25 protein-coding genes are annotated in these 24,222 nt (G+C 72.3%); 18 read left to right on the top strand and 7 right to left on the bottom strand.

The features are described from left to right. Nucleotides 1-34: 34 nt before the first annotated feature. Nucleotides 35-463: a DUF1707 SHOCT-like domain-containing protein gene (locus ACRAKH_RS17215; RefSeq protein WP_447009946.1), complete on the bottom strand. Its 429-nt coding sequence runs from the start codon at nt 461-463 to the stop codon at nt 35-37. Between the two features lie 99 nt (nt 464-562). Here ACRAKH_RS17215 and ACRAKH_RS17210 point away from each other — a divergent pair, with 99 nt between their 5' ends. Continuing rightward, the gene (locus ACRAKH_RS17210; protein WP_380730451.1) at nt 563-1,444 is read left to right on the top strand and encodes a pentapeptide repeat-containing protein; all 882 of its coding nucleotides are present in this window, start codon (nt 563-565) and stop codon (nt 1,442-1,444) included. A gap of 84 nt (nt 1,445-1,528) precedes the next feature. Here ACRAKH_RS17210 and ACRAKH_RS17205 read toward each other — a convergent pair whose 3' ends face one another. Further along, nucleotides 1,529-2,044: a CGNR zinc finger domain-containing protein gene (locus tag ACRAKH_RS17205; RefSeq protein ID WP_447009945.1), complete on the bottom strand. Its 516-nt coding sequence runs from the start codon at nt 2,042-2,044 to the stop codon at nt 1,529-1,531. A gap of 25 nt (nt 2,045-2,069) precedes the next feature. Here ACRAKH_RS17205 and ACRAKH_RS17200 point away from each other — a divergent pair, with 25 nt between their 5' ends. After that, nucleotides 2,070-2,222: a hypothetical protein gene (locus ACRAKH_RS17200; RefSeq protein WP_380730447.1), complete on the top strand. Its 153-nt coding sequence runs from the start codon at nt 2,070-2,072 to the stop codon at nt 2,220-2,222. A gap of 20 nt (nt 2,223-2,242) precedes the next feature. Then, the gene (locus tag ACRAKH_RS17195) at nt 2,243-2,920 is read left to right on the top strand and encodes a TetR/AcrR family transcriptional regulator (RefSeq protein ID WP_447009944.1); all 678 of its coding nucleotides are present in this window, start codon (nt 2,243-2,245) and stop codon (nt 2,918-2,920) included. On the opposite strand, the gene ACRAKH_RS17190 is transcribed toward ACRAKH_RS17195, so the two are convergent. Then, on the bottom strand, nt 2,825-3,751 hold the full coding sequence (locus tag ACRAKH_RS17190) for a sucrase ferredoxin (protein WP_447009943.1): 927 nt from the start codon (nt 3,749-3,751) through the stop codon (nt 2,825-2,827). The two genes, ACRAKH_RS17195 and ACRAKH_RS17190, sit on opposite strands and share 96 nt — an antisense overlap. A 136-nt stretch (nt 3,752-3,887) precedes the next feature. Between ACRAKH_RS17190 and ACRAKH_RS17185 the strand changes: the two genes are divergently transcribed. Together ACRAKH_RS17185 and ACRAKH_RS17180 are read left to right on the top strand one after the other, a co-directional pair. After that, a complete protein-coding gene (locus ACRAKH_RS17185; RefSeq protein ID WP_380724828.1) occupies nt 3,888-4,604 on the top strand; it encodes a hypothetical protein in 717 nt (238 codons plus the stop codon). After that, the gene (locus ACRAKH_RS17180) at nt 4,592-5,305 is read left to right on the top strand and encodes an SDR family oxidoreductase (RefSeq protein WP_380724829.1); all 714 of its coding nucleotides are present in this window, start codon (nt 4,592-4,594) and stop codon (nt 5,303-5,305) included. The genes ACRAKH_RS17185 and ACRAKH_RS17180 overlap by 13 nt, the downstream gene beginning before the upstream one ends. On the opposite strand, the gene map is transcribed toward ACRAKH_RS17180, so the two are convergent. After that, nucleotides 5,265-6,059, bottom strand: a complete 795-nt coding sequence (map, locus tag ACRAKH_RS17175) for a type I methionyl aminopeptidase (RefSeq protein WP_380724830.1) — start codon at nt 6,057-6,059, stop codon at nt 5,265-5,267. The two genes, ACRAKH_RS17180 and map, sit on opposite strands and share 41 nt — an antisense overlap. A 46-nt stretch (nt 6,060-6,105) precedes the next feature. Between map and ACRAKH_RS17170 the strand changes: the two genes are divergently transcribed. Continuing rightward, nucleotides 6,106-6,363 (top strand): helix-turn-helix domain-containing protein, encoded by a 258-nt coding sequence (locus tag ACRAKH_RS17170; RefSeq protein WP_380724831.1) that lies wholly within the window; start codon nt 6,106-6,108, stop codon nt 6,361-6,363. Further along, nucleotides 6,363-6,974, top strand: coding sequence for a class I SAM-dependent methyltransferase (locus ACRAKH_RS17165; protein ID WP_380724832.1), 612 nt, complete (start codon nt 6,363-6,365; stop codon nt 6,972-6,974). Before ACRAKH_RS17170 ends, ACRAKH_RS17165 begins: the two co-directional genes overlap by 1 nt. Before the next feature lie 19 nt (nt 6,975-6,993). Here ACRAKH_RS17165 and pip read toward each other — a convergent pair whose 3' ends face one another. Further along, nucleotides 6,994-7,950, bottom strand: a complete 957-nt coding sequence (gene pip, locus ACRAKH_RS17160; RefSeq protein WP_380724848.1) for a prolyl aminopeptidase — start codon at nt 7,948-7,950, stop codon at nt 6,994-6,996. Nucleotides 7,951-8,000: 50 nt separating this feature from the next. On the opposite strand from pip, the gene ACRAKH_RS17155 reads away from it, so the two are divergent. Next, nucleotides 8,001-8,501, top strand: coding sequence for a MarR family winged helix-turn-helix transcriptional regulator (locus ACRAKH_RS17155; protein ID WP_380724833.1), 501 nt, complete (start codon nt 8,001-8,003; stop codon nt 8,499-8,501). Nucleotides 8,502-8,522: 21 nt separating this feature from the next. Here ACRAKH_RS17155 and ACRAKH_RS17150 read toward each other — a convergent pair whose 3' ends face one another. Next, nucleotides 8,523-9,464 carry a helix-turn-helix transcriptional regulator gene (locus ACRAKH_RS17150; RefSeq protein ID WP_380724834.1) on the bottom strand — a complete coding sequence of 314 codons (942 nt, stop codon included), beginning with the start codon at nt 9,462-9,464 and terminating at the stop codon, nt 8,523-8,525. Between the two features lie 95 nt (nt 9,465-9,559). Between ACRAKH_RS17150 and ACRAKH_RS17145 the strand changes: the two genes are divergently transcribed. The 10 genes from ACRAKH_RS17145 to ACRAKH_RS17100 all read left to right on the top strand — a co-directional run bounded on the left by ACRAKH_RS17145 (nt 9,560) and on the right by ACRAKH_RS17100 (nt 22,839). Further along, the gene (locus ACRAKH_RS17145) at nt 9,560-9,958 is read left to right on the top strand and encodes a VOC family protein (protein WP_380724835.1); all 399 of its coding nucleotides are present in this window, start codon (nt 9,560-9,562) and stop codon (nt 9,956-9,958) included. An 858-nt stretch (nt 9,959-10,816) separates the two neighbouring features. Further along, nucleotides 10,817-11,788 carry a tyrosine-type recombinase/integrase gene (locus ACRAKH_RS17140; RefSeq protein WP_380724836.1) on the top strand — a complete coding sequence of 324 codons (972 nt, stop codon included), beginning with the start codon at nt 10,817-10,819 and terminating at the stop codon, nt 11,786-11,788. A gap of 99 nt (nt 11,789-11,887) precedes the next feature. Next, complete coding sequence (gene ku, locus ACRAKH_RS17135; protein ID WP_380724837.1) at nt 11,888-12,778, top strand: non-homologous end joining protein Ku; 891 nt, start codon at nt 11,888-11,890, stop codon at nt 12,776-12,778. 16 nt (nt 12,779-12,794) lie between these two features. Further along, nucleotides 12,795-14,273 carry a non-homologous end-joining DNA ligase gene (ligD, locus tag ACRAKH_RS17130; RefSeq protein WP_380724838.1) on the top strand — a complete coding sequence of 493 codons (1,479 nt, stop codon included), beginning with the start codon at nt 12,795-12,797 and terminating at the stop codon, nt 14,271-14,273. Beyond that, nucleotides 14,263-15,168 (top strand): non-homologous end-joining DNA ligase, encoded by a 906-nt coding sequence (gene ligD / locus ACRAKH_RS17125; protein ID WP_380724839.1) that lies wholly within the window; start codon nt 14,263-14,265, stop codon nt 15,166-15,168. Before ligD (ACRAKH_RS17130) ends, ligD (ACRAKH_RS17125) begins: the two co-directional genes overlap by 11 nt. Nucleotides 15,169-15,505: 337 nt before the next feature. Further along, nucleotides 15,506-18,262 carry an ATP-binding protein gene (locus ACRAKH_RS17120; RefSeq protein ID WP_380724840.1) on the top strand — a complete coding sequence of 919 codons (2,757 nt, stop codon included), beginning with the start codon at nt 15,506-15,508 and terminating at the stop codon, nt 18,260-18,262. A gap of 202 nt (nt 18,263-18,464) precedes the next feature. Next, complete coding sequence (locus ACRAKH_RS17115; protein WP_380724841.1) at nt 18,465-19,691, top strand: methyltransferase domain-containing protein; 1,227 nt, start codon at nt 18,465-18,467, stop codon at nt 19,689-19,691. Next, nucleotides 19,684-20,700 (top strand): NAD-dependent epimerase/dehydratase family protein, encoded by a 1,017-nt coding sequence (locus ACRAKH_RS17110; protein WP_447009942.1) that lies wholly within the window; start codon nt 19,684-19,686, stop codon nt 20,698-20,700. Before ACRAKH_RS17115 ends, ACRAKH_RS17110 begins: the two co-directional genes overlap by 8 nt. A gap of 93 nt (nt 20,701-20,793) precedes the next feature. After that, nucleotides 20,794-21,399 (top strand): dTDP-4-dehydrorhamnose 3,5-epimerase family protein, encoded by a 606-nt coding sequence (locus ACRAKH_RS17105; protein WP_380724843.1) that lies wholly within the window; start codon nt 20,794-20,796, stop codon nt 21,397-21,399. Nucleotides 21,400-21,417: 18 nt separating this feature from the next. After that, a complete protein-coding gene (locus tag ACRAKH_RS17100) occupies nt 21,418-22,839 on the top strand; it encodes an NDP-hexose 2,3-dehydratase family protein (RefSeq protein WP_380724844.1) in 1,422 nt (473 codons plus the stop codon). A gap of 55 nt (nt 22,840-22,894) precedes the next feature. On the opposite strand, the gene ACRAKH_RS17095 is transcribed toward ACRAKH_RS17100, so the two are convergent. Next, nucleotides 22,895-24,004, bottom strand: a complete 1,110-nt coding sequence (locus tag ACRAKH_RS17095; RefSeq protein WP_380724845.1) for a DegT/DnrJ/EryC1/StrS family aminotransferase — start codon at nt 24,002-24,004, stop codon at nt 22,895-22,897. Nucleotides 24,005-24,222: the final 218 nt, after the last annotated feature.

Raw genomic sequence — 24,222 nt, 5'->3', positions numbered from 1 at the left:
CGAGGACGTGTCGGCCGCGGGGGTCGGGCCGGGGTCAGGCGTGGGCGGCCGGTCCGGGGACGGCACGGCGTTCGCGGCGCGCGCGGACGACCCGGTGGACGACGACGGCGAGCAGCAGCAGCGGCCACGGGAACGGCAGGGGCGAGGCGATCCAGGCGACGGCGAGCACCAGCAGGAGGACCTGCGGCACGGGTGGCCGGCGGCGTGCCGCCGCGGCGGGCGGCGGTGGCGGGGCGGGCAGGTCGGCGGTGAGCGCGGCGAGGTCGTGGTGGTGGACGGCGGTGTAGGCGGCGGCGATGCGCTCGTCGGCTTCGGCGAGGGTGAGGCGGCCTTCGCCGACGGCGTCGCGGAGCCGGGCGGCGGTGTTCTCGCGGTCGGTGTCGGAGGCGCGCTGCGGGTTCCCGATCGGTTGGCCGGTGGCGCGCGTGGCCGGTGCGGGGGCGTGGGCGTGGGGTGTGTCCATGTCGTCGATGCTCCGCGTGGTCGCGCGTCTCGGCGTCGGTCGGGAAGCGGTGACGGGAAGTACGTCCACCGACGTACGTGTGGGGGCATGATCGGGGGTATGTCCTCGTGGTTCGTGCCGTTGGCGGTGGCGGTGGTGGTCTTCTGGGTGGGTGTGCGCCACGTGCGCGCGTCCCAGTCGGACTCGTTGCTGGACGAGCACGCGCGGCGGCGGGTGGAGCCGGGCGCGGCGCCGCCCGCGCCGGTGTCGGTGTGGCGGGAGGCGAACCGGTTGTTCCGGTCGGGCGACCGGGAGGGGTTGCTGCTGCTGGCCGAGATCGGCCGGCACGCGCCGCGGCGGCGACAGGCGGTGGTGGACACGTGGCTGGCGGCGTTGCGCGGCGGGGTGGGCCGGGGGTTGGACGCGCCGTGGCGCACGGCGGTGCAGCGGGAGCTGGTGGCGCACCTGCGGCCGGGTGACGACTTCTGGCCGGGCATGGACGTGGTGGCGCCGGGCGCGATCCTGGTGGACCTGGACCTGTCGGGGTGCCGGCTGGGCCGGGTGGACCTGGTGGGCGCGGTGTTCGTGGGCGACGCGCGGTTCGAGGCGGTGACGGTGACGGGCGACGCGAACTTCGCGGGCGCGCGGTTCCTGCGGCACGCGGTGTTCACGGACGCGTTGTTCGCGCGGTCGGTGTCGTTCGGGCTGGCGGTGTTCGCGGGGAACCTGTCGTTGCGGTCGGCGCAGGTGGCGGACCAGTTGGTGGCGGCGCGGGCGAAGGTGTCGGGGCGGGCCGACCTGCGGGGCGCGGAGGTGTCGGGCCGGGCGGACTTCCGGCACGTGCGGTTCGGCGGGCGGGCGTTGTTCGCCGACGTGGTGTTCCACCAGGACGCGTGGTTCCGGCACGCGTGGTTCCGGGGCCGCACGGACGTGGGGTCGGCGTTGATCGGCGAGGCGGCGGAGTTCGGCAACGCCCGGTTCGGCCGCGGCGCGATGCGCTGAGCGCTCCTGCGCCGGCGGACTGAAGGTCGGCGGCCGGAGTCGGGCGGTTTGGGGGTCGGGCGGCCGAGGGTTGGCCGGTTCGGCTCAGGCGGTTCGGCCGCGGCGGTGGTCGGCGACGTGGACGCGGTTGGCGCACCGGGTGGTGCAGTAGCGGCGGCGGCCGTTGCGCGAGGTGTCGACGTAGACGGTGCGGCAGCCGGGGCGGGCGCAGCGGCCCAGCCGGCCGGGGTCCTCGCAGACGGCGTGGGCGAGGCCGGCGGCGGTGAACGCGCGGACGCGGTGCGCCGTGGGCGCGTGCTCGGGGGCGAAGTGCAGGTGGGGCGGCCTGTCGTCGTGGGTGGAGATGTAGGGCTTGGCGGCGGCTTCGACGAGCAGGTCGTTGACGAGGGCGACCTGGTCGGCGGCGCCGTCGAAGACGGGGGAGAGGCGGGCGGCCCAGTCGGTCAGCTCGCGGGCCTGGTCCGCGTCGAGCGTGCCGACGGGTTTGTAGCCGTGGTCGCGCAGCAGGGCGGCCAGCTCGTCGGCGCCGCTGCCGGGGTCGGCGTTGACGAGGGCGGCGGCGAGTTCCGCGGCCGCGCCGCCGTAAGGGTTGAAATGCACTGAACCATGACACCACGCTGGTGCGGTGAACACCAGATGCCCCTGTTGCGGGTGGCCCAGCGCCGAGCACGTGTACCCGGTCTCGTCCCACGGCGACGTGCAGTACGTGCGGTGCGTGTGCGGCGTGTGGCTGGTGGTCGAGGCGGGTCGGGTGGTGGCGACGGCGGGCCGGCCCTGATCGGCTAGTGTCCCGTCCCCGTGACGAGCCGTCGGGACCTGCTGTGCGACTGCGCGATCTCGGTGCTGGCGGCCGAGGGCGGCCGCGGCCTGACGCACCGGGCGGTGGACCGGGCGGCGGGCGTGCCCGAGGGCACCACGAAGAACTACTTCCCCACGCGCGACGCGCTGCTGCGCGCGGCGGCGGCCCGGATGACGGCGTCGCACGCGGCGGCGGTGCGCCGGCTCCGGGAGACGACCCCGCCGGACGTGTCGCCGGCCGAGGTCGCGCGGCTGTACCCGGCGCTGCTGCGACGCGCGGTCGCCGACGACGCCACGCAGCTGCTGGCGATGGTGGAGCTGTACCTGGAGGCGGTGCGCCGGCCGGGCGTGCGCGAGGCGCTGGGGCGGATGGCGGTGTCCAACGCCGAGGCCGGCGCCGGGCTGCACGCGGCCGCGGGGCTGCCGAGCACGACGCGCGACGCGGGCCTGCTGGACGCCTACTTCCTGGGGGTGGCGCTGTCGCTGGTGGCGTTGCCGCCCGAGGCGCTGCGCGCGGCGGGGCTGGACGACCCGGAGGCGCTGGGCCTCGGGTTGTTCCGCGCGGCCGTCCCCGGCCGTGGCTCAGCCGACGGGGACGAGCGGTTCGACGGCGGTGACGACGAGCGCGGCGGCCGGGGTGGGCGCGGCGCCGCAGCTCGCGGGCCGGGCGGCCGGTAGGTCGCGGGCGTCCACGGTGACGCGCCAGGCACGGCCGTCGACGTGGTGCACGGTCGGCCCGTGGACGGCGCCGCCGCCCGCGGTGTCGTGGACGGTCAGCACGTCGCGGTGCTCGCCGATCAGCTCCCGGACGGCGAGCTCGGCGGCCTGGCCGTGCGGGGTGTGGGTGGAACGGCCCCGGCACCGGTCGGTGACGACGTGCCCGCGGGCGGCGTCGTCGAGCAACCGGCGGGCCAGCTCGGGGTCGAGCCGGCCGTAGGTGTAGCCGGTGGGCAGCAGCACGCCGGTGGGCGCGAAGCGGTGCCCCCCGGTGTGGGTGCACTCCCACACCGCGTCCGGCCGGGCGGCGGCGAGGTCCTCGGCGAGCGGACGACCGCGCAACGCGCAGCACACGTCACGACGGCTGTTGGTGCACACCAGCAACAGCGGGTGCGCGGCGGGCGTGCCGAAGCCGGGGGAACGGCCCGCGCCCAGCGCGGCGAAGTCCAGGTCGAGCAGCGCGTCCGGGGTTGCCACGTCCGCCTGCTCGAGCCACGCCCGGCCGGGGGTCGTGGCGGCGAGGTAGACGCGGCGCGAGGTGTCGTGGTGGGTGTCGGCGTGACGGCCCGGACGGCGGATCAGCAGCACCCGCACCCCGGTGTCGGCGGCACGGCGGGCCAGCTCCGCGCCCAGCCGCGGGTCGAGGCGGCTCTGGGTGAGCGCGTCACGTCCCCACGGGCCGGGTTGTTCCAGGCAGAGCCACGCGGCGGCGGTGGCGGCGGTGCCCGCCTGGGGTTCGTGCAGGCTCGCGGAGATCGCGGCGCAACGCGGCTCGGTCACGTTCCCAGTCACGCTCCCAGGGTGCCCTGGAAGCGCCATTCGAGTGACACCGGGGTCGGATTCACGCTTTCGGGGCCGCCGGCGGTGGCGGTGCGTGTTCGCGACGGGTGGACAGCGACGGGCCGGGCGAGGACGTAGGTTCGGGGCCATGGCGATCACAGGGGAGGCCGCGGGCACGCGGTACGTGGCGGCGCCGCCCGCGGCGAGCGGCCGTCGACTGGTGGTGGTCTGGCACCTGCGCGGCACGCCCGGCACACCGGAGGACATGGCGGCGGCCGTGCCGCTGACCGGCGTGGACGCGTGGCGGCTCTACCCGGCGCTGCCCCCGTGGGACCACCACCCCGACGGGCACGTCCACGGGTACGCGTCGATGGTCGAGACGGCCGTCGACGCCCTGCCCGCGCTCGTCCGGGCCGCGCGGGAGCGGTTCGGCTGCGACGACGGCCCCGTGGACCTGGTCGGCGGCTCCGCCGGCGGGCACGTGGCGCTGCTCGCGACCACCCGCGACCTCGTCCCCGTGCGGCGGCTGGCCGTGGTCAACCCGGCGGTCACCGCGCAGGCCGTCGTGGAGGCGTCGATCGACGCCGGCGCCCTGGACGCCCACCCGTGGACGGACGCCAACGTCGCCGCCGCCGAACCCCTGGACGTCCTGGCCCGCGCGGCGGAGCTCGACCTGCCGCTGCTGCTCCTGCGCGGCGAACACGAGTACCCGGCGTTCCGGCCCGTGCAGGAGGCGCTGTGCGCGGCGGCCCCGGACGCGCGACTCGTGGACGTCCCCGGGCTGCCGCACATGCTCGTGCCCACCCCGGACGGCCCCGACGTCGTCGCGACCGTGGACGCGGAGGTGACCGCGTGGCTGGCCTGATCCTGGTCACCGGCGGCAGCCGGGGCATCGGCGCGGCGGTCGTCCGCAGGGTCGCCGCCGACGGCCACCGCGTCGTCATCGGCTACCGCGCGGCCGCCGACGAGGCCGAGGCCCTCGCCCGCGAGGTCGACGGCGTCGCGGTCCGCGCCGAGGTGTCCGACGAGCACGACGTCGACGCCCTGTTCGACACCGCCACCCGCCTCGGCCCCCTCACCGGCGTCGTCATCAACGCCGGGATCACCAGCCCCGTCGGCACCCTCGCCGAGCTGCGGACCGAGGACCTGCGACGGGTCGTCGACGTCAACGTCGTGGGCGCCCTGCTCTGCGCCCGGCGGGCCGCGCGCGACGTCGTCCCGGGCGGCTCCATCGTGTCCCTGTCCTCCGCCGCCGCCACCCTGGGATCACCGGGGGAGTACGTCCATTACGCCGCCACCAAGGCGGCCGTCGACGCGATGACCGTCGGACTCGCCAAGGAACTCGGTCCACGCGGCGTCCGGGTGAACGCCGTGGCCGCCGGCACCGTCCGCACCGCCATCCACGAGCTGTCCGGCGTGCCCGACCGCCCCGACCGGGTCGCCTCCCGCATCCCCCTCGGCCGCCCCGGCGAACCGGAGGAGATCGCCGAGGCCGTCGCGTGGCTGCTGAGCGACGCCGCCTCCTTCACGACCGGCGCGGTGCTGCGGGTAGCCGGGGGGCTGTGAGCACCCGCGGCCCGTCCTCGGTGACCGCGATCGTGTGCTCGACGTGCGCGGCGCGGCTGCCGTCCACCGTGTGCAGCGACCAGCCGTCCTCGGCCGTGTAGTACTCGTCGCGGCCGCCCGCGTGGAACATCGGCTCGATCGCCAGCGCCATGCCCGCGCGCAGCGTCAACCCCCGGCCCCGCCTGCCCTCGTTCGGCACACCGGGCGCCTCGTGCATGGCCCGACCGATCCCGTGACCGCCGAAGTCCGACGGCATGCCGTACCCCGCCGCCCGCCCGATCACCCCGATCGCGTGCGACACGTCGCCCAGCCGCGCGCCCGGCACCGCCGCCGCGATCCCCGCCTCCAGCGCCCGCTGCGCCGTGTCGATGAGCAGCAGGTCCGCCGGGTCCGCCTCGCCCACGACGAAGCTGATCGCGGCGTCGCCGTGCCACCCGTCCACGTGCGCGCCGCAGTCGATGCTGACCAGGTCGCCGTCGCGCAGCCGGTACCCGTCGGGGATGCCGTGCACGATCAGGTCGTTGACCGACGCGCAGATCACGCCCGGGAACGGCGTCGGCGCGAACGACGGCCGGTAGTGCAGGAACGACGACCCCGCGCCCGCGTCGCGCATCACCTGGCGGGCCACCTCGTCCAGCTCCAGCAGGGACACCCCGACCGCGGCGTGGTCGCGCACCGCGGCCAGCGCGTCGGCCACCACGATCCCCGCCGCCCTCATCGCGTCCAGCTCGCCGGGGCTCTTCAGCTCGATCACCACATGCTCCTAACCGTGATACTAATACCGGTATTAGTATCACGGCATGGTGCGACAGCCACTCACCCCGTCCGACCGCGCCCGCGGCGAACGCCTCGGCGAACTCCTCCGCCACGCCCGCGGCCAACGCAGCATGGTCGAGATCGCCGCCGCCGCCGGCATCTCCGTCGAAACCCTCCGCAAGATCGAACGCGGCCGCGTCCCCACACCCGCCTTCTTCACCGTCGCCGCCCTCTGCGACGCCGTCGGCCTCTCCCTCGACACCCTCTCCCGCGCCCTCGAACCACAGAGGCTGTCCGCCTAGTGGAGGACTTCATCCGGTCCACCACCACCCCACGACCGGTACCGCTCACCCCCGACATCGTCCTGCGCACCGCCGACGACGTCATCACCCTCTGGGAACGCACCGGCTCCACCGAACCACCCTTCTGGGCCTTCCCCTGGGCCGGCGGCCAAGCCCTCGCCCGACACGTCCTCGACCACCCCGACCTCGTCGCCGGCCGCCGCGTCCTCGACCTCGCCTCCGGCTCCGGCCTCGTCGCCGTCGCCGCCGCCCGCGCCGGCGGCGCCGTCACCGCCAACGACATCGACCCCGCCGCCCTCGCCGCCATCACCCTCAACGCCCGCGCCAACGACGTCACCCTCACCCTCGCCGCCGGCGACCTCCTCGACACCACCCCCGACACCGACGTCCTGCTCGCCGGCGACGTCTTCTACGACCGCGACATGGCCGCCCGCGTCGAACCGTTCCTCCTCGCCGCCCACCGCCGCGGCGCCCTCGTCCTCGTCGGCGACCCCCAACGGTCCTTCATGCCCCGCGGCTGGACCCGCCTCGCCGCCTACCCGGTACCCGTCCCACCCGACCTCGAAGGCGTCACCACCCGCACCACCACCGTCTGGCGACCCGCACCCTGACCCACGGGCACCACACCGCCTACCGCCGACGCGCGAACCGGTCCGTCGCCGCCACCACCGCCTCACGCATCCCCGGATCCGACGCCGCGTGCGACGCGCCCTCCACCACCACCAACTCCGCGTCCGGCCACGCCCGCGCCAACTCCCACGCCGTCCACAACGGACCCTGCAGGTCCAGCCGCCCGTGCACCAGGACCGCCGGAATCCCGCGCAACCGCCCCACCCCGCCCAACACCTGACCGTCCTCCAGCCACGCCCGGTGCCGGAAGTAGTGCGCCGTGATCCGCGCGAACGCCATCCGCCACGCCGGATCCGCCATCCGCGGCCCCGGTCGGTAATCCGGGTCCAACGATACGATCGACGACTCCCACGCCGTCCACTCCGCCGCGGCCTTCTCCCGCACCACCGGATCAGGGTCGTTCAACAACGCGTCGTACGCCGCCACCAGATCCGTCGCGCCCACACCCGCGCCGTCCCGGAACCTCGACCACTCCTCCGGGAACAACATCCCCAACCCGTGGTACAGCCAGTCCAACTCCGCGTACCGGCTCGTCGTCACCGCCACCAGCACCACCTCGGTCACCCGCTCCGGGAACGACTCCGCGTAGTGCAACCCCAACGTCGAACCCCACGACCCGCCGAACACCATCCACCGCTCGACCCCCAGGTGCTCCCGCAACCGCTCGATGTCCGCCACCAGGTGCGCCGTCGTGTTCACCGACAGATCCGTCGAGCACTCGCTCGCGTGCGGCCGACTCCGACCGCTCCCGCGCTGGTCGAACAACACGACCCGGTACGCCTCCGGGTCGAACTGGCGCGCCATGCCGGGGGAGCAGCCCGTCCCCGGCCCACCGTGCAGGCACACCACCGGCTTGCCGTCCGGGTTCCCGCACACCTCCCAGTACACGAGGTTCCCGTCGCCCACGTCCAACATCCCCTGCTCGTGCGGCTCGACCTCCGGGTACACCGGCACCACCCCTCCCACGTACGACAGCCCAGATGCAACAGTGCTGTTACATTAGGGGAGTGGACCCCACACCCTCGAGAGAATTTCTCGGCACCCGCCTGCGCCACCTGCTCGACCAACTCGACGGCGACCTCGGCCGCGTCTACACCGACCTCGGCCTACCGGGCTTCCGCCCCCGCTACACACCCGTCATCAGCCTCGTCAACAGCGGGGGACCGCAGTCCATCCGCGACCTCGCCAAGACCATCGGCGTCACCCACTCCGCCGTCAGCCAGACCGTCAACCAGATGCACCGCGACGGACTCGTCGACCTCAAACCCGGCGACGACGCACGCCAACGCATCGTCTACCTCACCGACCACGCCCGCGCCATCCTGCCCACCCTCGACGCCGAGTGGAACGCCACCACCGCCGCCGCCCACGAACTCGACGCCGAACTGCCCTACCCGCTCACCGACCTCATCGACGCCACCCTCAGAGCACTGGGGGAGCGGCCCCTGCGCGACCGCATCCACGCCCACCTCCAACCACCCGACAAACACACCACCGACCACACCTGACCCCCGACCGCCACACCGACCTCAACCCCCGTGCCGCGCCACCAACTCCGCACCCAACCGCGCCAACTCCGCCCGCACCCCGTCCGACTCCACCACCTCCACCAACCCACCCCACCCCGCCAACACCTGAGCGATCATCAGGGGAGAGGGCGCCGACAACCGCAACCGCGCCCGACCACCCACCTCACCCAACTCCTCGCAGTGCCGCCCGAACTGATCCCGCACCACGAACACGTGCCGCGGCTCCACCGACACCACCGCCGACACCCTCGACCGCCGCCGCTCCACCTCCGACACCACGCGCTCCCACGCCGCCGACAGGTCGAACTCCGCCGGCCGCGCGAACACCTCGTCCGTCACCCGGGCCGACACCACCCGATCCACTCGGAACGTCCGCTCACCACCCGGCGTGCCCGCCACCAGGTACCAAACCTCGTCCTTGTCCACCAACCCCCACGGCTCCACCACCCGCTCCGACCGCACCCGCCCACGCCCCTCGTACACCAACTCCACCCGCCGCCGACCCACCACCGCCCCCTGCAACACCTCCACCAACGCGGGCCGCCCACGACCCACCTCACCCCACCCCGCCACGTCCACCACCACCGCGTCCGCCGCCGCCCGCGCACCCTCCCGGAACGTCTCCGGCAACGCCCGCACCAACTTCCGCAACGCCGCCCGCACCTCAGGCGACCCCGCCGCCGCCGGACCCACCAACAAGAACAACGCCTGCGCCTCCGACGCCGTCAACCCGCTCAGGTCCGTCCGCGCCCGACCCACCAACCGCCAACCACCACCACGCCCCGGCTGCGAGTACACCGGCACACCCGCCGCCGACAACGCCTCCAGGTCCCGCCGCGCCGTCGCCACCGAGACCTCCAGCTCGCCGGCCACCTCCGCCGCCGTCACCTGGCCCCGCGCCTGCATCAACAACAAGGTCGCCACCAACCGGTCCGCACGCATGCCACGAGTCTGACCGGAAAAGTGCTCAGTCGGTGAGCACTTTGACCGCCAGGCTGGGCACAGCACACGACGGACGAACCGGAAGAGGGACCACCATGCTCCGCGGACTCACCACCACCAGCTTCTTCGCCGACGACCTCGACGCCGCGGCTGCCTGGTACACCGAGTTCTTCGGCATCGAGCCGTACTACAAGGTGCCCGGCGGCTACATCGAGTTCCGCATCGGCGACTACCAGCACGAGTTCGGCATCGTCAACAGCGCGTACGCGCCGCACGACGTCCACGGCGGCCCGGCCGGCTCCATCACGTACTGGGCCGTCGACGACCTGCGGGCCACGCTCGACCGACTCGCCGAACTCGGCGCCACGCCGCACGACGAGCCCACCGTCCGGGGCGACGGGTACGTCACCGCCAGCGTCGTCGACCCGTTCGGCAACGTCCTGGGCGTCATGACCAACGCGCACTACTTCGACGTGCTGGGGAAGCGGGCCTGAACCAGCTACTTAACATAATGTAGATTATCGGCGTTACGGGACGGGCCGGTGAGCAGGGGTCGAGGCGTGGATCATGCATGCCGCCCGCACACGTCGTTTCGCACACCGCGGCGGTCGACCGGCCCGCCGCCCGTGCGCCGGTCGACACACGCCGACGACGCGGCGTGCCGGTGGCGGAGACGTCGGGCCGAGAGCGCGTCGAGGGGTCGCGTCAGGGCTCCGGTGGGCAATGGCCGGCCGCCGGCGAGGCAGACGGCCATCCGCTGACACCACCCACAAAACGTCACAGTGACGGATCAAGGGTGGTGCCAGCGGATGGCGGGCACGTTGAGTGCGACGGTTTCCGAGGTTCGATGTTGATCACCGGAGTGACCCCGGGGGCTCGGGCTCGCCGTGCCGTACGACGACTGCGTGCCGCCATGTCGCTCTGGATGTGCGCGTCGGACGACGTTGAGTGCGAACACGTCGCAGAAGGCGGTTCGGGCCCCGTGGGCGGAGGCATGCGAGAGCGGCATCCCCCGGTCGGAGCCCGACCTCGGCCGAACCCCTTCCGGACCCGAATTTGATGGATAATGGCGATTATCCATCAAATGATCATGAAGTGTGGGCAGGTGCGGGACCGGCGCGATCCTGCGGTGCGAGCTACCTACGGGTTCGTCGGCAGCGTGCCGTGCCTCGCTGCCGTGCGAGGCCGGGTGAGCGGTCTGCGCAGGTCGAGCCGCTCCGGCACCGTGAACGCCCGCCTGGGCGCCGGGCGTCCGGAGGTCGCCCCCGCTCCCCCCGCGACGTCCTCGTCGTGCCCGACCGTCCCCTGTCGGTGGCGGCGGATTGTCGGTGGTGTGCGGTAGGAAGATCCACATGCGTGTGCTTGCCGCCCAGGAGTCGTTCTTCCTCGCTCGTCGGCCGCGGAAGGATTCGCCGCACACCACGGCGGCGTATCGGCGTGACCTGGCGGGCATCACCGCGCTGCTGGCCGAGGTGACGGGCACTCCCCCGGATCGACTGGAGGTGTCGGACCTGACGGGCCGGAACCTGCGCGAGGCGTTCGGGGTGTTCGCGGACTCGCACGCGAAGTCGTCGGTGTTGCGGGCGTGGTCGACGTGGAACCAGTTCCTGACGTTCTGCGTGGCGGAGGACCTGGTGCCGGGGAACCCGATGGGCGCGGTGGCGCGGCCGAAGACGCCTCCGCTGGTGCCGAAGCCGTTGCGGGGTGAGGACACGCCGGAGCGGTTGCTGGCGGCGGCCGCGGAGGGCGCGCGGAAGGGGCGTGACCCGTGGCCGGAGCGTGACGTGCTGGTGTTGGCGTTGGGCCTGGTGGCGGGGTTGCGGTCGGCGGAGATGCGGACGTTGACGTTGGCGTCGGTGGTGGGTCGGCCGGGTGAGCGGCGGTTGCACGTGGCGGGCAAGGGGAACCGGGACCGGTCGGTGCCGATCGAGCCGGCGATGGACCGGATCATCGAGCAGTACCTGGCGTCGTGTCGTCGGCGGTTCCCGCGGGCGCGGTTCGACCGGGGGTCGGCGTTGGTGCGGGACCGGCACGGTGAGCCGATCGGGCGTGGCGGGTTGGAGTACCTGGTGCGGTCGTGCTTCCGGTGGGCGGGGTTGCACGACCGGGTGCCGTCGGGGGCGAACCTGCACGCGTTGCGGCACACGTTCGCGACGCGGTTGGCGGAGGACGGCGCGTCGGCGTCGGAGATCATGGCGTTGTTGGGTCATGCGTCGTTGGCGACGTCGCAGAACTACATCGAGGCGACGGCGCGGGAGCGGCGGGCGGCGGTGGCGGGTAATCGGACGTACGTGTCGTTGGCGCGGTTGCCGGACCGGGAGTAGCGGGTCTCCCCTGTCCCGGTGTCGTGGGGCGCCTGGGTTGTTAACCCATTCGGGTGACGTGCTGGTGCGGATCGTGCAGTTCGCGGGTAGTCACGTGGCATGAGGTCCGTGTGGCGTGGGGCGATCTCCTTCGGGTTGGTGACGATCGGTGTCCGGTTGTACACCGCCACGGAGGAGCACGACTTCCGGTTCCACCAGGTGCACCGGGAGGACGGTGGGCGCATCCGGTACAAGCGGGTGTGCCAGGTGTGCGGCGAGGAGGTCGCTTACGCCGACATCGCGAAGGGGTACGAGCTGGACGACGGTCGTGTGGTGGTGATGGACAGCGAGGATTTCGACAAGCTGCCGATCAACACGGATCACGCGATCGACGTGTTGGAGTTCGTGCCGGTCGACGAGGTCGATCCGATTTACTTCCAGAAGTCCTACTACTTGGAGCCGGACAAGGCTGCGACGCGTCCGTACGTGTTGTTGCGGACCGCTTTGGAGCGGAGTGGTCAGCTCGCGGTCGTGAAGATCACGATTCGTCAGCGGGAGACGTTGGCGATGTTGCGGGCGCGTGAGGACTTGTTGGTGATGCACACGATGTTGTGGCCGGATGAGGTGCGGAAGCCGGATTTCGAGTTCTTGGACTCGGATGTGGAGGTTCGGCCGCAGGAGTTGAAGATGGCGTCGTCGTTGGTGGACAGCATGGCGGGGTCGTTCGATCCGGGTGATTTCTCGGACGACTACACGGTGGCGATGCAGAAGTTGATCGAGGCGAAGGCCGAGGGCGCCGAGTTGCCGGAGCAGCCGGAGGCGGAGGAGGCCGGTGAGGTGATCGACTTGATGACGGCGTTGGAGCGGAGCGTGGAGCAGGCGAAGTCGGCTCGGGGTGGGAAGTCGGCGGCGCGGAAGCCCGCGGCGAAGAAGGCTTCGTCGTCGTCCTCGTCGGCTTCGGGGTCGTCGTCGCGGAAGGCTCCGGCGAAGAAGAAGGCGAAGCCCGCCTGAGGCGCGGCGGCCTCGGATGGGTGGGGATCTTTCGGAGTACCGGCGGAAGCGGGATCCGGGGCGGACGCCGGAGCCGGTGCCGGGTGAGGGTGACGCGTTGCCGCGTGGCGGTGACGACACGTTCGTGATTCAGGAGCACCACGCGTCGCGGCTGCATTGGGATGTGCGGTTGGAGCGGGGTGGGGTGTTGGTGTCGTGGGCGGTGCCGAAGGGTTTGCCGGCGGAGCCGGGGACGATTCGGTTGGCGGTGCGCACGGAGGATCACCCGTTGGAGTACGCGTCGTTTTCGGGGGTGATTCCGAAGGGTGAGTACGGCGCGGGTGAGATGTTCATCTGGGATCGCGGTCGTTATGAGACGGTGAAGTGGTCGGACCGCGAGGTGGATGTGGTGTTGCGCGGTTCGCGGGTGGAGGGTGAGTTCGTGTTCTTCCGCCGTGAGGGTGGTGCGGCGGGTGGCAAGGATTGGATGGTGCGGCGGCGGCACGAGGCGGTGCGGCCGGATTGGGTGCCGTTGCCGGAGTGGGTGCCGCCGATGTTGGCGACGGCGGCGGTGGAGTTGCCGGGTCCGGTGTCACGGTTCGCGTTCGAGTTCAAGTGGGACGGGGTGCGGGCGATCGCCCGGGTGGAGGGTGGTCGGGTCCAGCTGACGAGTCGTGCGGGCAACGACGTGACGGGGGCGTACCCGGAGTTGCAGGGCTTGGGTGAGCAGTTGGGCGCGACGCAGGTGTTGTTGGACGGGGAGATCGTGGCGTTGGAGGGTGGGCGGCCGAGTTTCGGGGCGTTGCAGCAGCGGATGCACGCGTCGGCGGCGCAGGCGCGGCGGTTGGCGGGGCGGGTGCCGGTGACGTTCCTGGTGTTCGACGTGTTGCACCTGGATGGTGCGTCGACGGTGGACTTGCCGTATTCGCGGCGGCGGGAGCTGCTGGAGGGGTTGGGGTTGCGGGGTGCTCATTGGTTGACGCCGAAGGCGTTCCCCGGTCAGGGGGCGGCGGTGTTGGCGGCGAGTCGTGAGCAGGGGTTGGAGGGGGTGGTGGCGAAGCGGCTGGATTCGCGTTATGTGCCGGGTCAGCGGTCGGCGTCGTGGGTGAAGGTGACGTCGGTGTTGACGCAGGAGGTGGTGGTGGGTGGGTGGCGGCCGGGTGAGGGGAAGCGGAAGGGGTTGGTGGGTGCGTTGCTGGTGGGGTTTCCCGCGGGTGACGGGGGTGGGTGGGTCGAGGGTGACGGGTTGGTGTTCGCGGGGTCGGTGGGCACGGGGTTCGACCAGGCGGAGTTGGAGCGGTTGACGGCGCGGTTGGCGGGGTTGGAGGTGGGGCGGTCGCCGTTCGGGTCGGGGGTGCCTCGGGAGCGGGCGCGGGGTGCGCGGTGGGTGCGTCCGGTGTTGGTGGGTGAGGTGGTGCACCGGCAGTGGACGGCGGATGGTCGGATGCGGTTTCCGACGTGGCGGGGGTTGCGGCCGGACAAGGCGCCCGGGGAGGTGCGTCGGGTTGACGGGTGACGCGGTGGTGCGGGTGGAGGGTCGTCGGTTGAAGCTGACGAACCTGGAGAAGGTGTTGTACCCGGCGGTGGGGTTCACGAAGGCGGAGGTGATCGACTACTACACGCGGATCGCGCCGGTGTTGTTGCCGCACTTGCGGGATCGGCCGTTGACGGTGCGGCGGTACCCGAACGGGGTGGACGGGAAGTCGTTCTTCGAGAAGAACGTGCCGTCGCACGCGCCGGAGTGGGTGCGGACGGTGCGGGTGGAGACGCCGGGGTCGTCGCGGGGTGCGGAGTTCGCCGATTTCGTGGTGGTGGAGGAGTTGGCGACGGTGGTGTGGTTGGCGAACCTGGCGGCGTTGGAGTTGCACGTTCCGCAGTGGACGGTGGGTGCGCGGGGTGGTCGCCGCTCCCCCGACCTGGTGGTGTTCGACCTTGATCCGGGTGCGCCGGCGACGGTGGTGGAGTGTTGTCGGGTGGCGTGCAGGGTGCGGGAGGTGTTGGAGGCGGACGGGTTGGCGCCGGTGGTGAAGACGAGCGGGTCGAAGGGGATGCAGGTGTACGCGGCGGTGCGGGTGTCGTCGCCGGAGCGGACGTCGGAGTACGCGAAGGAGGTGGCGCGGCGGTTGGCGGCGGAGTCGCCGGGTGAGGTGGTGTGGCGGATGGCGAAGGCGGAGCGGACGGGGAAGGTGTTGATCGACTGGTCGCAGAACAACCCGGCGAAGACGACGGTGGCGCCGTATTCGTTGCGGGCGCGGGAGCGGCCGTCGGTGTCGGCTCCGGTGACGTGGGGTGAGGTGGAGGCGTGTCGGGTGCCGGAGGATCTGGTGTTCCTGGCGGATGAGGTGCGGGATCGGGTGGCGTCGGAGGGTGATCTGTTCGTGGCGGGTGATCCGGTGGCGTTGCCGCGTTGAGCGGCGGGGGGCGTTGAGCGGTGGGCTCGTGTTGGGCCGCGTGGTGAGCGGTGCGCCTTTTCGAGTGTCGCTCGCTTTGTGGTCGCGACTGGGGCGGGTGCGTGTTGAGACGGCGCCTGCGAGGTTGCGAAGTGGGTTCTGTTCGGTGACGTGCGAGTTGCGGGTGTGTTGAATCCCGTCGGGTGTCCCGGTTTGCGCGTCGTCGGCGCGTGCGGGTGTGGTTCGGGTTTTGCCACCGACTTCGTGGCGGTTCGGACATGTCGTGCTATAAAACCATAACTCTCCCACCAGATCAGGTGAAGGTCTATCAAGAATAGACTGTACGGAGGTACGGTGGATGGCACTTCTGGGCTACCGAGACGCCTTTGAGGAGCTGGCGCGGTCGTATGACCGGAGCAGCGCGGGCCGGGGTGAACTGGTGCTCGTGAGCGGCGGTCCGGCGAGCGGAAAAACCGAACTGCTGCACGACTTTTTCGCGGTGGCGGAGGCTGCGGGCGCGTTGTTGCTGAGCGCGACGGGGTCCCGTGCGGAGCAGTCGTTGCAGGCGGGGGTGGTCGATCAGCTTTTCCGTGGCGCCGGTTTGCCGCCCGAAGTGGGTGACCGCGTGTCTCGTTTGGTGGTCCCGCAGGCTCCGGCGGCGGACGACGGGCAATCGGATGTCCGAAGTGTCCGCTCGGCGGGTGCTCGCGTGGTGCATGAAATCTGCGGCATATTACTCGGTTTGTCCCGGGAACAGCCGGTGGTCGTGGGAATAGACGACGTGCAGTTCGCGGACACCTCGTCTTTGGAATTCGTGCTGTACCTGCGGCGGCGTTTGGGGTCGGCTCGGGTGCTGTTGGTGTTGAGCGAGTGGGAGCAGCCGCAGCCGACGTTGCCGCTGTTCACGGCGGAGGTGACGCGTCGTCCGCATCACCGGATCAGGTTGGCGCCGTTGTCGGTGGCGGACATCGTGGAGGTGCTCCCCCGGTCGGTGGAGCCGGTGGTGGCGTCGCGGTTGGCGGAGGCCTGTCACGGGTTGAGCGGTGGCAATCCGATGTTGGTCCGGGCGTTGGTGGAGGACCTGGAGCACGACCCGTCGGTGGTGGCGGGCGGGTTCGAGGGCGGGGTGTGGCCCGCGGTGGGCACGGCGTTCCGGCACGCGGTGCTGGCGTGCCTGCACCGCTGGGAGGCGGCGTTGCTGGACGTGGCGCGGGCGTTGGCGGTGCTGGGTGACGGCTCGGAGCCCGCGTTGCTGGGGCGGTTGGCGGGTGTCGCGCCGGAGGACGCGCGGCGGGTGGTGGTGATCCTGTCGTCGGCGGGGTTGTTGCGGGACGGGTGGTTCCGGCACGCGGCGGCCGCGGAGGCGGTGCTGGAGGGCATGGCGGGGCCGCAGCGGGCGGCGTTGCACGCGCGGGCGGCGGATCTGCTGCACCAGCGGGGTGCGGAGCCGGCGGTGATCGCGCGGCACCTGGTGGCGGCTCACCGGGGGGTGGGCGCGTGGTCGGTGCGGGTGCTGCGGGACGCGGCGGAGCAGGCGTTGATGCGTGACGAGGTGTGCGAGGCGGTGCGGTTCCTGGAGTTGGCGCTGGAGGCGACCGACGACGAGGAGCAGCGGCTGGCGATCACGAAGGTGCTGGTGCGGGCGTTGTGGCGGGTGAACCCGTTGGCGGCGGCGGTGCACATGGGTCCGTTGCGGACGGCGATGGCGGCGGGCCGGTTGGGTGAGCGGGACGCGGTGACGTTGGTGCGGCACGCGCTGTGGCACGGTGACGAGGAGACCGCGGTGATGGCGCTGGACGTGCTGAACAGCACGCCGGGTCTGCTGGACGCCCAGACGGCGGCGGAGTTGCGGATCGCGCACCAGTGGTTCCGGGGTATGGACCGGTGCGCGGTGCCGGAGGTGCCGGCGAAGGCGGAGGACGACCCGTGGGTGGAGGCGGCGCGGGCGTTGACGTCGTTCTGGCGTGGTGGGGGTGATCCGGCGACGGCGGTGGCGAGCGCGGAGCACGTGCTGCGGAGTTGCCGGTTGGCGGACATGACGTTGGAGGTCGTGGCGACGGCGTTGCTGGTGCTGGTGCACAGCGACGACAACGACCGGGCGGCGTGGTGGTGTGGTGAGTTGACCGCGCAGGCGGTGCGGGTGGGGGCGGTGACGTGGCAGGCGGTGTTGGGCGCGATCAGCGCGGACATCGCGTTGCGGTGCGGTGAGCCGGCGGAGGCGGCGGATCGGGCGCGGCGGGCGTTGGACCTGTTGGCGCCGCAGAGCTGGGGTGTGTCGATCGGGTACCCGTTGGCGACGTTGATGTTGGCGAACGCGGCGTTGGGGCGGGACGCGGAGATCGAGGAGCTGTTGCGGCTGCGGGTGCCGGACATGATGTTCCGCACGGCGTACGGGTTGCGCTACCTGCACGCGCGGGGTCAGTGCCACCTGGTGGCGCAGCGGTTGTTGGCGGCGGTGACGGATTTCCAGACGTGTGGGCGGCTGGTGCTGGAGTGGCAGGTGGACGTGCCGGTGCTGGTGCCGTGGCGCAGTGACCTGGCGGAGGCGAACCTGCGGTTGGGGCGTTCGGAGGTGGCGCGGGAGCTGGTGTTCGAGCAGTTGCGGATGCCGGGTCTGGACTCGCGGACGCGTGGGGTGTCGTTGCGGGTGTTGGCGGCGGGCAGTGACGAGGACGATCGGCCGCGGTTGTTGCGGGCGGCGGTGGCGAGCCTGCACACGGCGGGTGATCGGGTGCAGTTGGCGTTGGCGATGCGTGATCTGGGTGAGGCGTACGAGCGTGCCGGTGACGGTGTGGCGCGGGTTCCGGATCAGGGGGCGGGGCGGCGTGACGCGGTCGTGGGGCGTGGTGCGGGGAAGGCCGCGGTGGCCGAGGGCGGTGCGGCTGACGACGTGCTGCTGGACTGCGCGGCGTCGGTGTTGAGCGAGTCGGAGCACCGGGTGGCGGACTTGGCGGTGTTGGGTTACACGAATCGTGAGATCAGTGCCCGGTTGTTCATCACGGTGAGCACGGTGGAGCAGCACTTGACGCGGATCTACCGGAAGCTGGGGGTGCGGAGTCGGGCGGAGTTGCCGCGGCGGTTGTGCGCGGACGACTTGAGCGCGTGCTCCCCCTGACCGTGTCGGCCCGACCGTGTCGGCGCAGTCGGCCTGACCGTGTCGGCGCCGGTGGTGGCTTGTGCCGTGTTGTGTCGTTTCGCGTCCCGGTGAGGGGCGTGTGTCCTGAGTTCTGGCGCGTGTCGTGACCTCGGCGCGCGCTGTCGTCCCCCCTTTTTCAGCGGGCCGTTGGGCGGTTCGCCACACCTCCAGGGAGAGACCCATGTCCGACTCGACCGCGTGCCGGATCTGCGGCGGCGAGGTCCGCGAGTTCCTCGACTTCGGCCGTCAGCCGCTGTCCGACGCCTTCCGGGCTCCGGACGACACGTCGGAGGAGTTCTTCTACCGGCTGGCGATGGGCGCGTGCGGTGGCTGCACGATGGTGCAGCTGATGGAGGAGGTGCCGCGCGACCGGATGTTCCACGAGGACTACCCGTACATCTCGCGTGGTTCGTCGGTGATGCGGGCGCACTTCACGGCGTTGGCGGAGCGGTTCCTGGGTGGTGAGCTGTCCGGGTCGGACCCGTTCATCGTGGAGTTGGGGTGCAACGACGGGACGATGTTGCGGACGATCGCGGCGGCGGGTCGGCGTCACCTGGGGGTGGAGCCGTCGGGTGGGGTGGCGGACCTGGCGGCGGCCGACGGGGTGCGGGTGCGCAAGGACTTCTTCGAGGCGTCGACGGCGGCGTCGATCCTGGCGGAGGACGGGCCGGCGGACGTGATCTACGCGGCCAACACGTTGTGCCACATCCCGTACATGGACTCGATCCTGGAGGGTGTGCGGACGCTGTTGGCGCCGGGTGGGGTGTTCGTGTTCGAGGACCCGTACTTCGGTGACATCGTGGAGCGGACGTCGTTCGACCAGGTGTACGACGAGCACTTCTTCTTCTTCACGGCCCGGTCGGTGCGGGAGATGGCGTCGCGCAACGGGTTGGAGCTGGTGGACGTGGAGCGGCTGCCGGTGCACGGCGGCGAGGTGCGGTACACGTTGGCGCGGGCCGGGGCGCGGCCGGTGGCGGCGTCGGTGGCGGCGCTGCTGGCCGAGGAGGAGGCGCGGGGGCTGAGCTCGGCGGCGACGTTGGAGGGGTTCGCGAAGGCGGTGGACCGGGTTCGGACGGATCTGCCGGCGTTGTTGGAGCAGCTGCGGGAGCAGGGCGCGCGGGTGGTCGGGTACGGCGCGACGGCGAAGAGCGCGACGGTGACGAACCTGTGCGGCATCGGGCCGGAGCACGTGGAGTTCATCAGCGACACGACGCCGGCCAAGCAGGGCCGGTTGGCGCCGGGGTCGCACATCCCGGTGCGGGGGCCGGAGGCGTTCGCGGCGGACTACCCGCCGTACGCGTTGCTGTTCGCGTGGAACCACGCCGAGGAGATCATGGCGAAGGAGCAGGCGTTCCGGGACGCGGGCGGCAAGTGGATCCTGTACGTGCCCGAGGTCCGCGTTGTCTGAGCGGGGTGGCGTGGTGGGGCGGGTCGCCGGTTCCGGGCGGCCCGCCCCGCCGTTGGTGGCGGTGTTGGGCGCGTCGGGGTTCGTGGGGTCGGCGGTGGTGCGGCGGCTGCTGGGCGAGGACGTGCGGCTGCGGTTGGTGTCGCGGGGCGGGGTGGACGCGCCGGCGGGGGTGGAGGTCCGGGCGTTGGACCTGACGGCGCCGGGGGCGGTGGCCTCGGCGGTGGCCGGCGCGGACGTGGTGCTGCCGCTGGTGTTGTTCAACGGGGCGGACGGCTGGCGGGTCGCCGAGGGCGAGGGCGCGTCGGCGGCCGAGCGGGTGAACGTGGGGATCGTGCGGGCCGTGGTGGACGCGTGCGGCGACGGCCAGGTGGTGGTGTTCCCCGGTTCGACGTCGCAGGTGGGTCCGCGGGCGGGTGAGCGGGTGGACGGGTCGGAGCCGGATTTCCCGGACACCCCCTACGACCGGCAGAAGCAGGCCGCGGAGCGGGTCGTGCTGGGCGCGGCGGGGGTGCGCGGGATCAGCCTGCGGCTGCCGACGGTGTTCGGGCCGGGTCCGAAGGACCGGGGTGTGGTGAGCGCGATGGCGCGGCGGGCGTTGGCCGGTGAGCCGTTGACGGTGTGGGGCGAGGGGTCGGCGCTGCGGGACCTGGTGTTCGTCGACGACGTGGCGGACGCGTTCGCCGCCGCGGTGGCGCACGCCGATCGGCTGGCCGGGCGGCACTGGCTGCTGGGCAGCGGGCGGGGTGTGCGGGTCGCGGAGCTGTTCGCGGCGGTGGCGGAGGCGGTGGCGCGGCGGACGGGGGCGCCGGCGGCGCCGGTGGTGTCGGTGCCGGTGCCCGCGCACGCCACCGAGATGGACCTGCGGGGGCTGGTCGCCGATCCAGGGGCGTTCCACGCCGTCACGGGGTGGCGGGCGCGGGTGGGGTGGGTGGACGGACTCGCCCGAACGGTGGAGGCGTTGACCGTCGGGCACCCCTATTTTCCGTCGGGGGAACCCCTGTCCTTTTGACCGGGTTTGACCCGCTGCCCGGCCGCCGACATGCTGGATCGGCAGTCCCGGTGCGGCAGCGTCATCCGCCGCGGATTTCTCCGAGGAGTTGGCGTGAAAGCACGGGAACTCGCCGTCGAGGGCGCTTTCGAATTCGTGCCCGAGGTTTTCCCGGACCACCGCGGCTTGTTCGTGTCGCCGTTCCAGCACGAGGCGTTCGAGGCCGCGGTGGGCCGGCCGCTGTTCCCCGTGGCGCAGCTGAGCACCAGCACGTCCCGGCGGGGCGTGCTGCGGGGCGTGCACTTCACCCGCACCCCTCCCGGGTGTGCGAAGTACGTGCACTGCGCGCGTGGCCGGGTGCTGGACGTGGTGGTGGACCTGCGGGTCGGTTCGCCGACTTTCGGCAGGTGGGACGCGGTGGAGCTGTCCGGTGAGGACTTCCGCGGCGTGTACCTGCCGACCGGGGTCGGTCACGCGTTCACGGCGCTGGAGAACGACTCGGCGGTCTGCTACCTGCTCTCCCGCGGCTACGACCCGGCCAACGAGCTCGCGCTGTCGCCGGTGGACCCGGAATTGGGGTTGCCCTGGCCGGATTCCGTTGTTCCGGTGTTGTCCGAGCGTGATCGCGACGCGGTGTCGTTCGCCGGGGCGCGTGCGGCCGGGTTGTTGCCCGAATACCAGGAGTGCCTGCGGTCGGACATGGCGCCGGACCGGGGCTGAACGGACGAGGAGTATTCGATGGTCGCACCTTCGCGGCGTGCGGTGAACCTGCGCCTCTCCGAATCGTTGACGGCGCCCGGCGCGCAATTCGGTGACGTCGCGCAATTCCACGACTGGTTGGCCCGGATGGGTGAGCACGCGTGGATGGAGGTGCGCCGCGCGCCGTTGGAGGCGCTGCCGAACTGGGAGCGGGACCCGGCGACGGGGAACCTGCGGCACGCGACCGGGAAGTTCTTCAGCGTCGAGCGGCTGGACGTGGAGTTGCCGGGGTCGGCGGTGCCGCGCTGGTCGCAGCCGATCATCAACCAGCCGGAGATCGGCATCCTGGGCATCCTGGTCAAGGAGATCGACGGGGTGCCGCACCTGCTGATGCAGGCCAAGCAGGAGCCGGGCAACCCGAACGGGTTCCAGCTCTCCCCCACCGTGCAGGCGACGCGCAGCAACTACACGCGCGTGCACCAGGGGCGGCCGGTGCCGTACCTGGAGCACTTCCGGGACGTGTCGGGGCCGGGCACGGTGGTCGACATCCGCCAGTCCGAGCAGGGCGCGTGGTTCTACCGCAAGCGCAACCGGAACATGGTCGTCGAGGTCGACGGCGACGTGGAGGCGGCGGAGGGGTTCTGCTGGCTGACGCTGGGGCAGATCGGCGAGCTGCTGACGGTGCCGGACCTGGTCAACATGGACGCCCGCACGGTGCTGTCGTGCGTGCCGTTCGTCGGGGCGGCGCTGCGGGACACGCTGCGGCCGCGGGACGCGTTCACCGCGGCGCTGCTGCGGTCGTTCGACCCGGACGCGCCGACCGCGCACACCACGGGTGACGTGCTGAGCTGGATCACGGAGGTCCGCACGCGCACCGACCTGCGGGTGGAGCGGGGTCCGCTGGCCGAGGTGCCGGGCTGGTCGCACGCGGACGGGCGGATCTCGCACGAGTCGGGCCGGTTCTTCCACGTCGTCGGCGTGGACGTCGAGGCGGGCGGCCGGGAGGTGGGGCGCTGGTCGCAGCCGATGATCGAGCCGGTGGGGACCGGGGTGATCGCGTTCCTGGTCAAGCCGGTGGACGGGGTGCTGCACGTGCTCACCCACGCCCGCACCGAGCCCGGCTACGCCGACACCACCGAGCTGGGCCCGACCGTGCAGTGCGACCCGGACAACTACGCGCACCTGCCCGAGGGGGCGCGGCCCCGTCACCTGCCGGAGGTGCTGGGCGCCGACCCGTCGCGGGTGCGGTTCGACGTGGTGCTGTCGGAGGAGGGCGGCCGGTTCTTCCACGCCCGCAACCGGTACCTGGTGGTGGAGACCGACCTGGAGACCGACCCGGCGGACCCGGACTACCGGTGGCTGGCGCTGCACCAGTACGTGGAGCTGCTGCGGCACAGCTTCTACGTCAACATCCAGGCGCGCAGCCTGCTGCTGTGCCTGACGAGCCTCCTGCCGCGCTGAGCGGCGGACGTCGGGGCCCCGGAGCGGTCCGGGGCCCCGACGTCGGGTCACCGCGTCACAGCGAGGCCAGCACCGACCGCAGCGCCTCGATCACCCGGTCCTGCACGTCGACCGGCAGCGACGGGTACATCGGCAGCGAGAAGATCTCCCCCGCCAGCTTCTCCGTCACGGGCAGGCTGCCGGCGGCGTAGCCGAGGTGGGCGAACCCGGACATGGTGTGCACCGGCCACGGGTAGCTGATGTTGAGCGCGATGTCGTGGGCCTTGAGGGCCTCGATGATGTCGTCGCGGCGCGGGTGGCGCACCACGTACACGTAGTAGACGTGCTCGTTGCCGTCGGCGACGGCGGGCAGCACGAGGTCGGTGTCGGCCAGGCCCTCGGCGTAGCGGGCGGCGACGGCGCGCCGTCCCGCGACGTACTCGTCCAGCCGGCCGAGTTTGCGGCGCAGGATCTCGGCCTGCACCTCGTCCAGCCGCGAGTTGTGGCCGGGGGTCTCCACGACGTAGTAGGTCTTCTCCATGCCGTAGTAGCGGGCACGGCGCAGGTTGGCCGCGGTGGTGTCGTCGCCGGTGATCACCGCGCCGCCGTCGCCGTAGGCGCCCAGGACCTTGGTCGGGTAGAAGGAGAACGCGGCGGCCTCGCCCATCGACCCGGCGATCCGGCCGCGGTGGCGGGCGCCGTGGGCCTGGGCGCAGTCCTCCAGCACCACCAGGCCGTGCTCGCGGGCCAGCGCCAGCAGCGGCTCCATCTCCACGCACTGCCCGTACAGGTGCACCGGCAGCAGCGCCTTGGTGCGCGGGGTGATCGCCGCGGCGACCGCGGTGGTGTCCATCAGGTAGTCCTCGGCGCGGACGTCGACGAACACCGGGGTCGCGCCCACCGCGTCGATCGCCACCACGGTCGGCGCGGCGGTGTTGGACACCGTGATCACCTCGTCGCCCGGGCCGACGCCCAGCGCCTGCAGCGCCAGCTTGATGGCGTTGGTGCCGTTGTCGACCCCCACGCCGTGCGCGACGCCGTGGTGGGCGGCGAACTCCGCCTCGAACGCCGACACGCTCGGACCGAGCACCAGCTTGCCCGAGGCGAAGACCGTCTCCACCGCGGCGAGGATGTCCTTGCGCTCGGCCTCGTATTCGTGCAGGTAGTTCCAGACGAGAACGGTCATGGCGGTCCTTCCCGTGCGCGCGCACTGGGGGTCGTGGGTGGCTTGGGGGGATCGTCGTGCCCGGCTCGCGCAAGGGGTAACCCCTAAGGTTCCGGCCTGCGCCGGGGGTCGTCGGCGTGCGCCGGGCGGACGCCCGCTAAGGGTCCGCCGTTAGGGGTGTCCGGGCCCGATCGGGCGCGCCTACGGTGACCACCGATCCGGCCCGCCGTGGGGAACGC

The sequence above is a fragment of the Saccharothrix hoggarensis genome, from assembly GCF_052936025.1.
The sequence above is the reverse complement of the archived record's forward strand: the minus strand, read 5'-3'. Positions and strand labels throughout refer to the sequence as shown.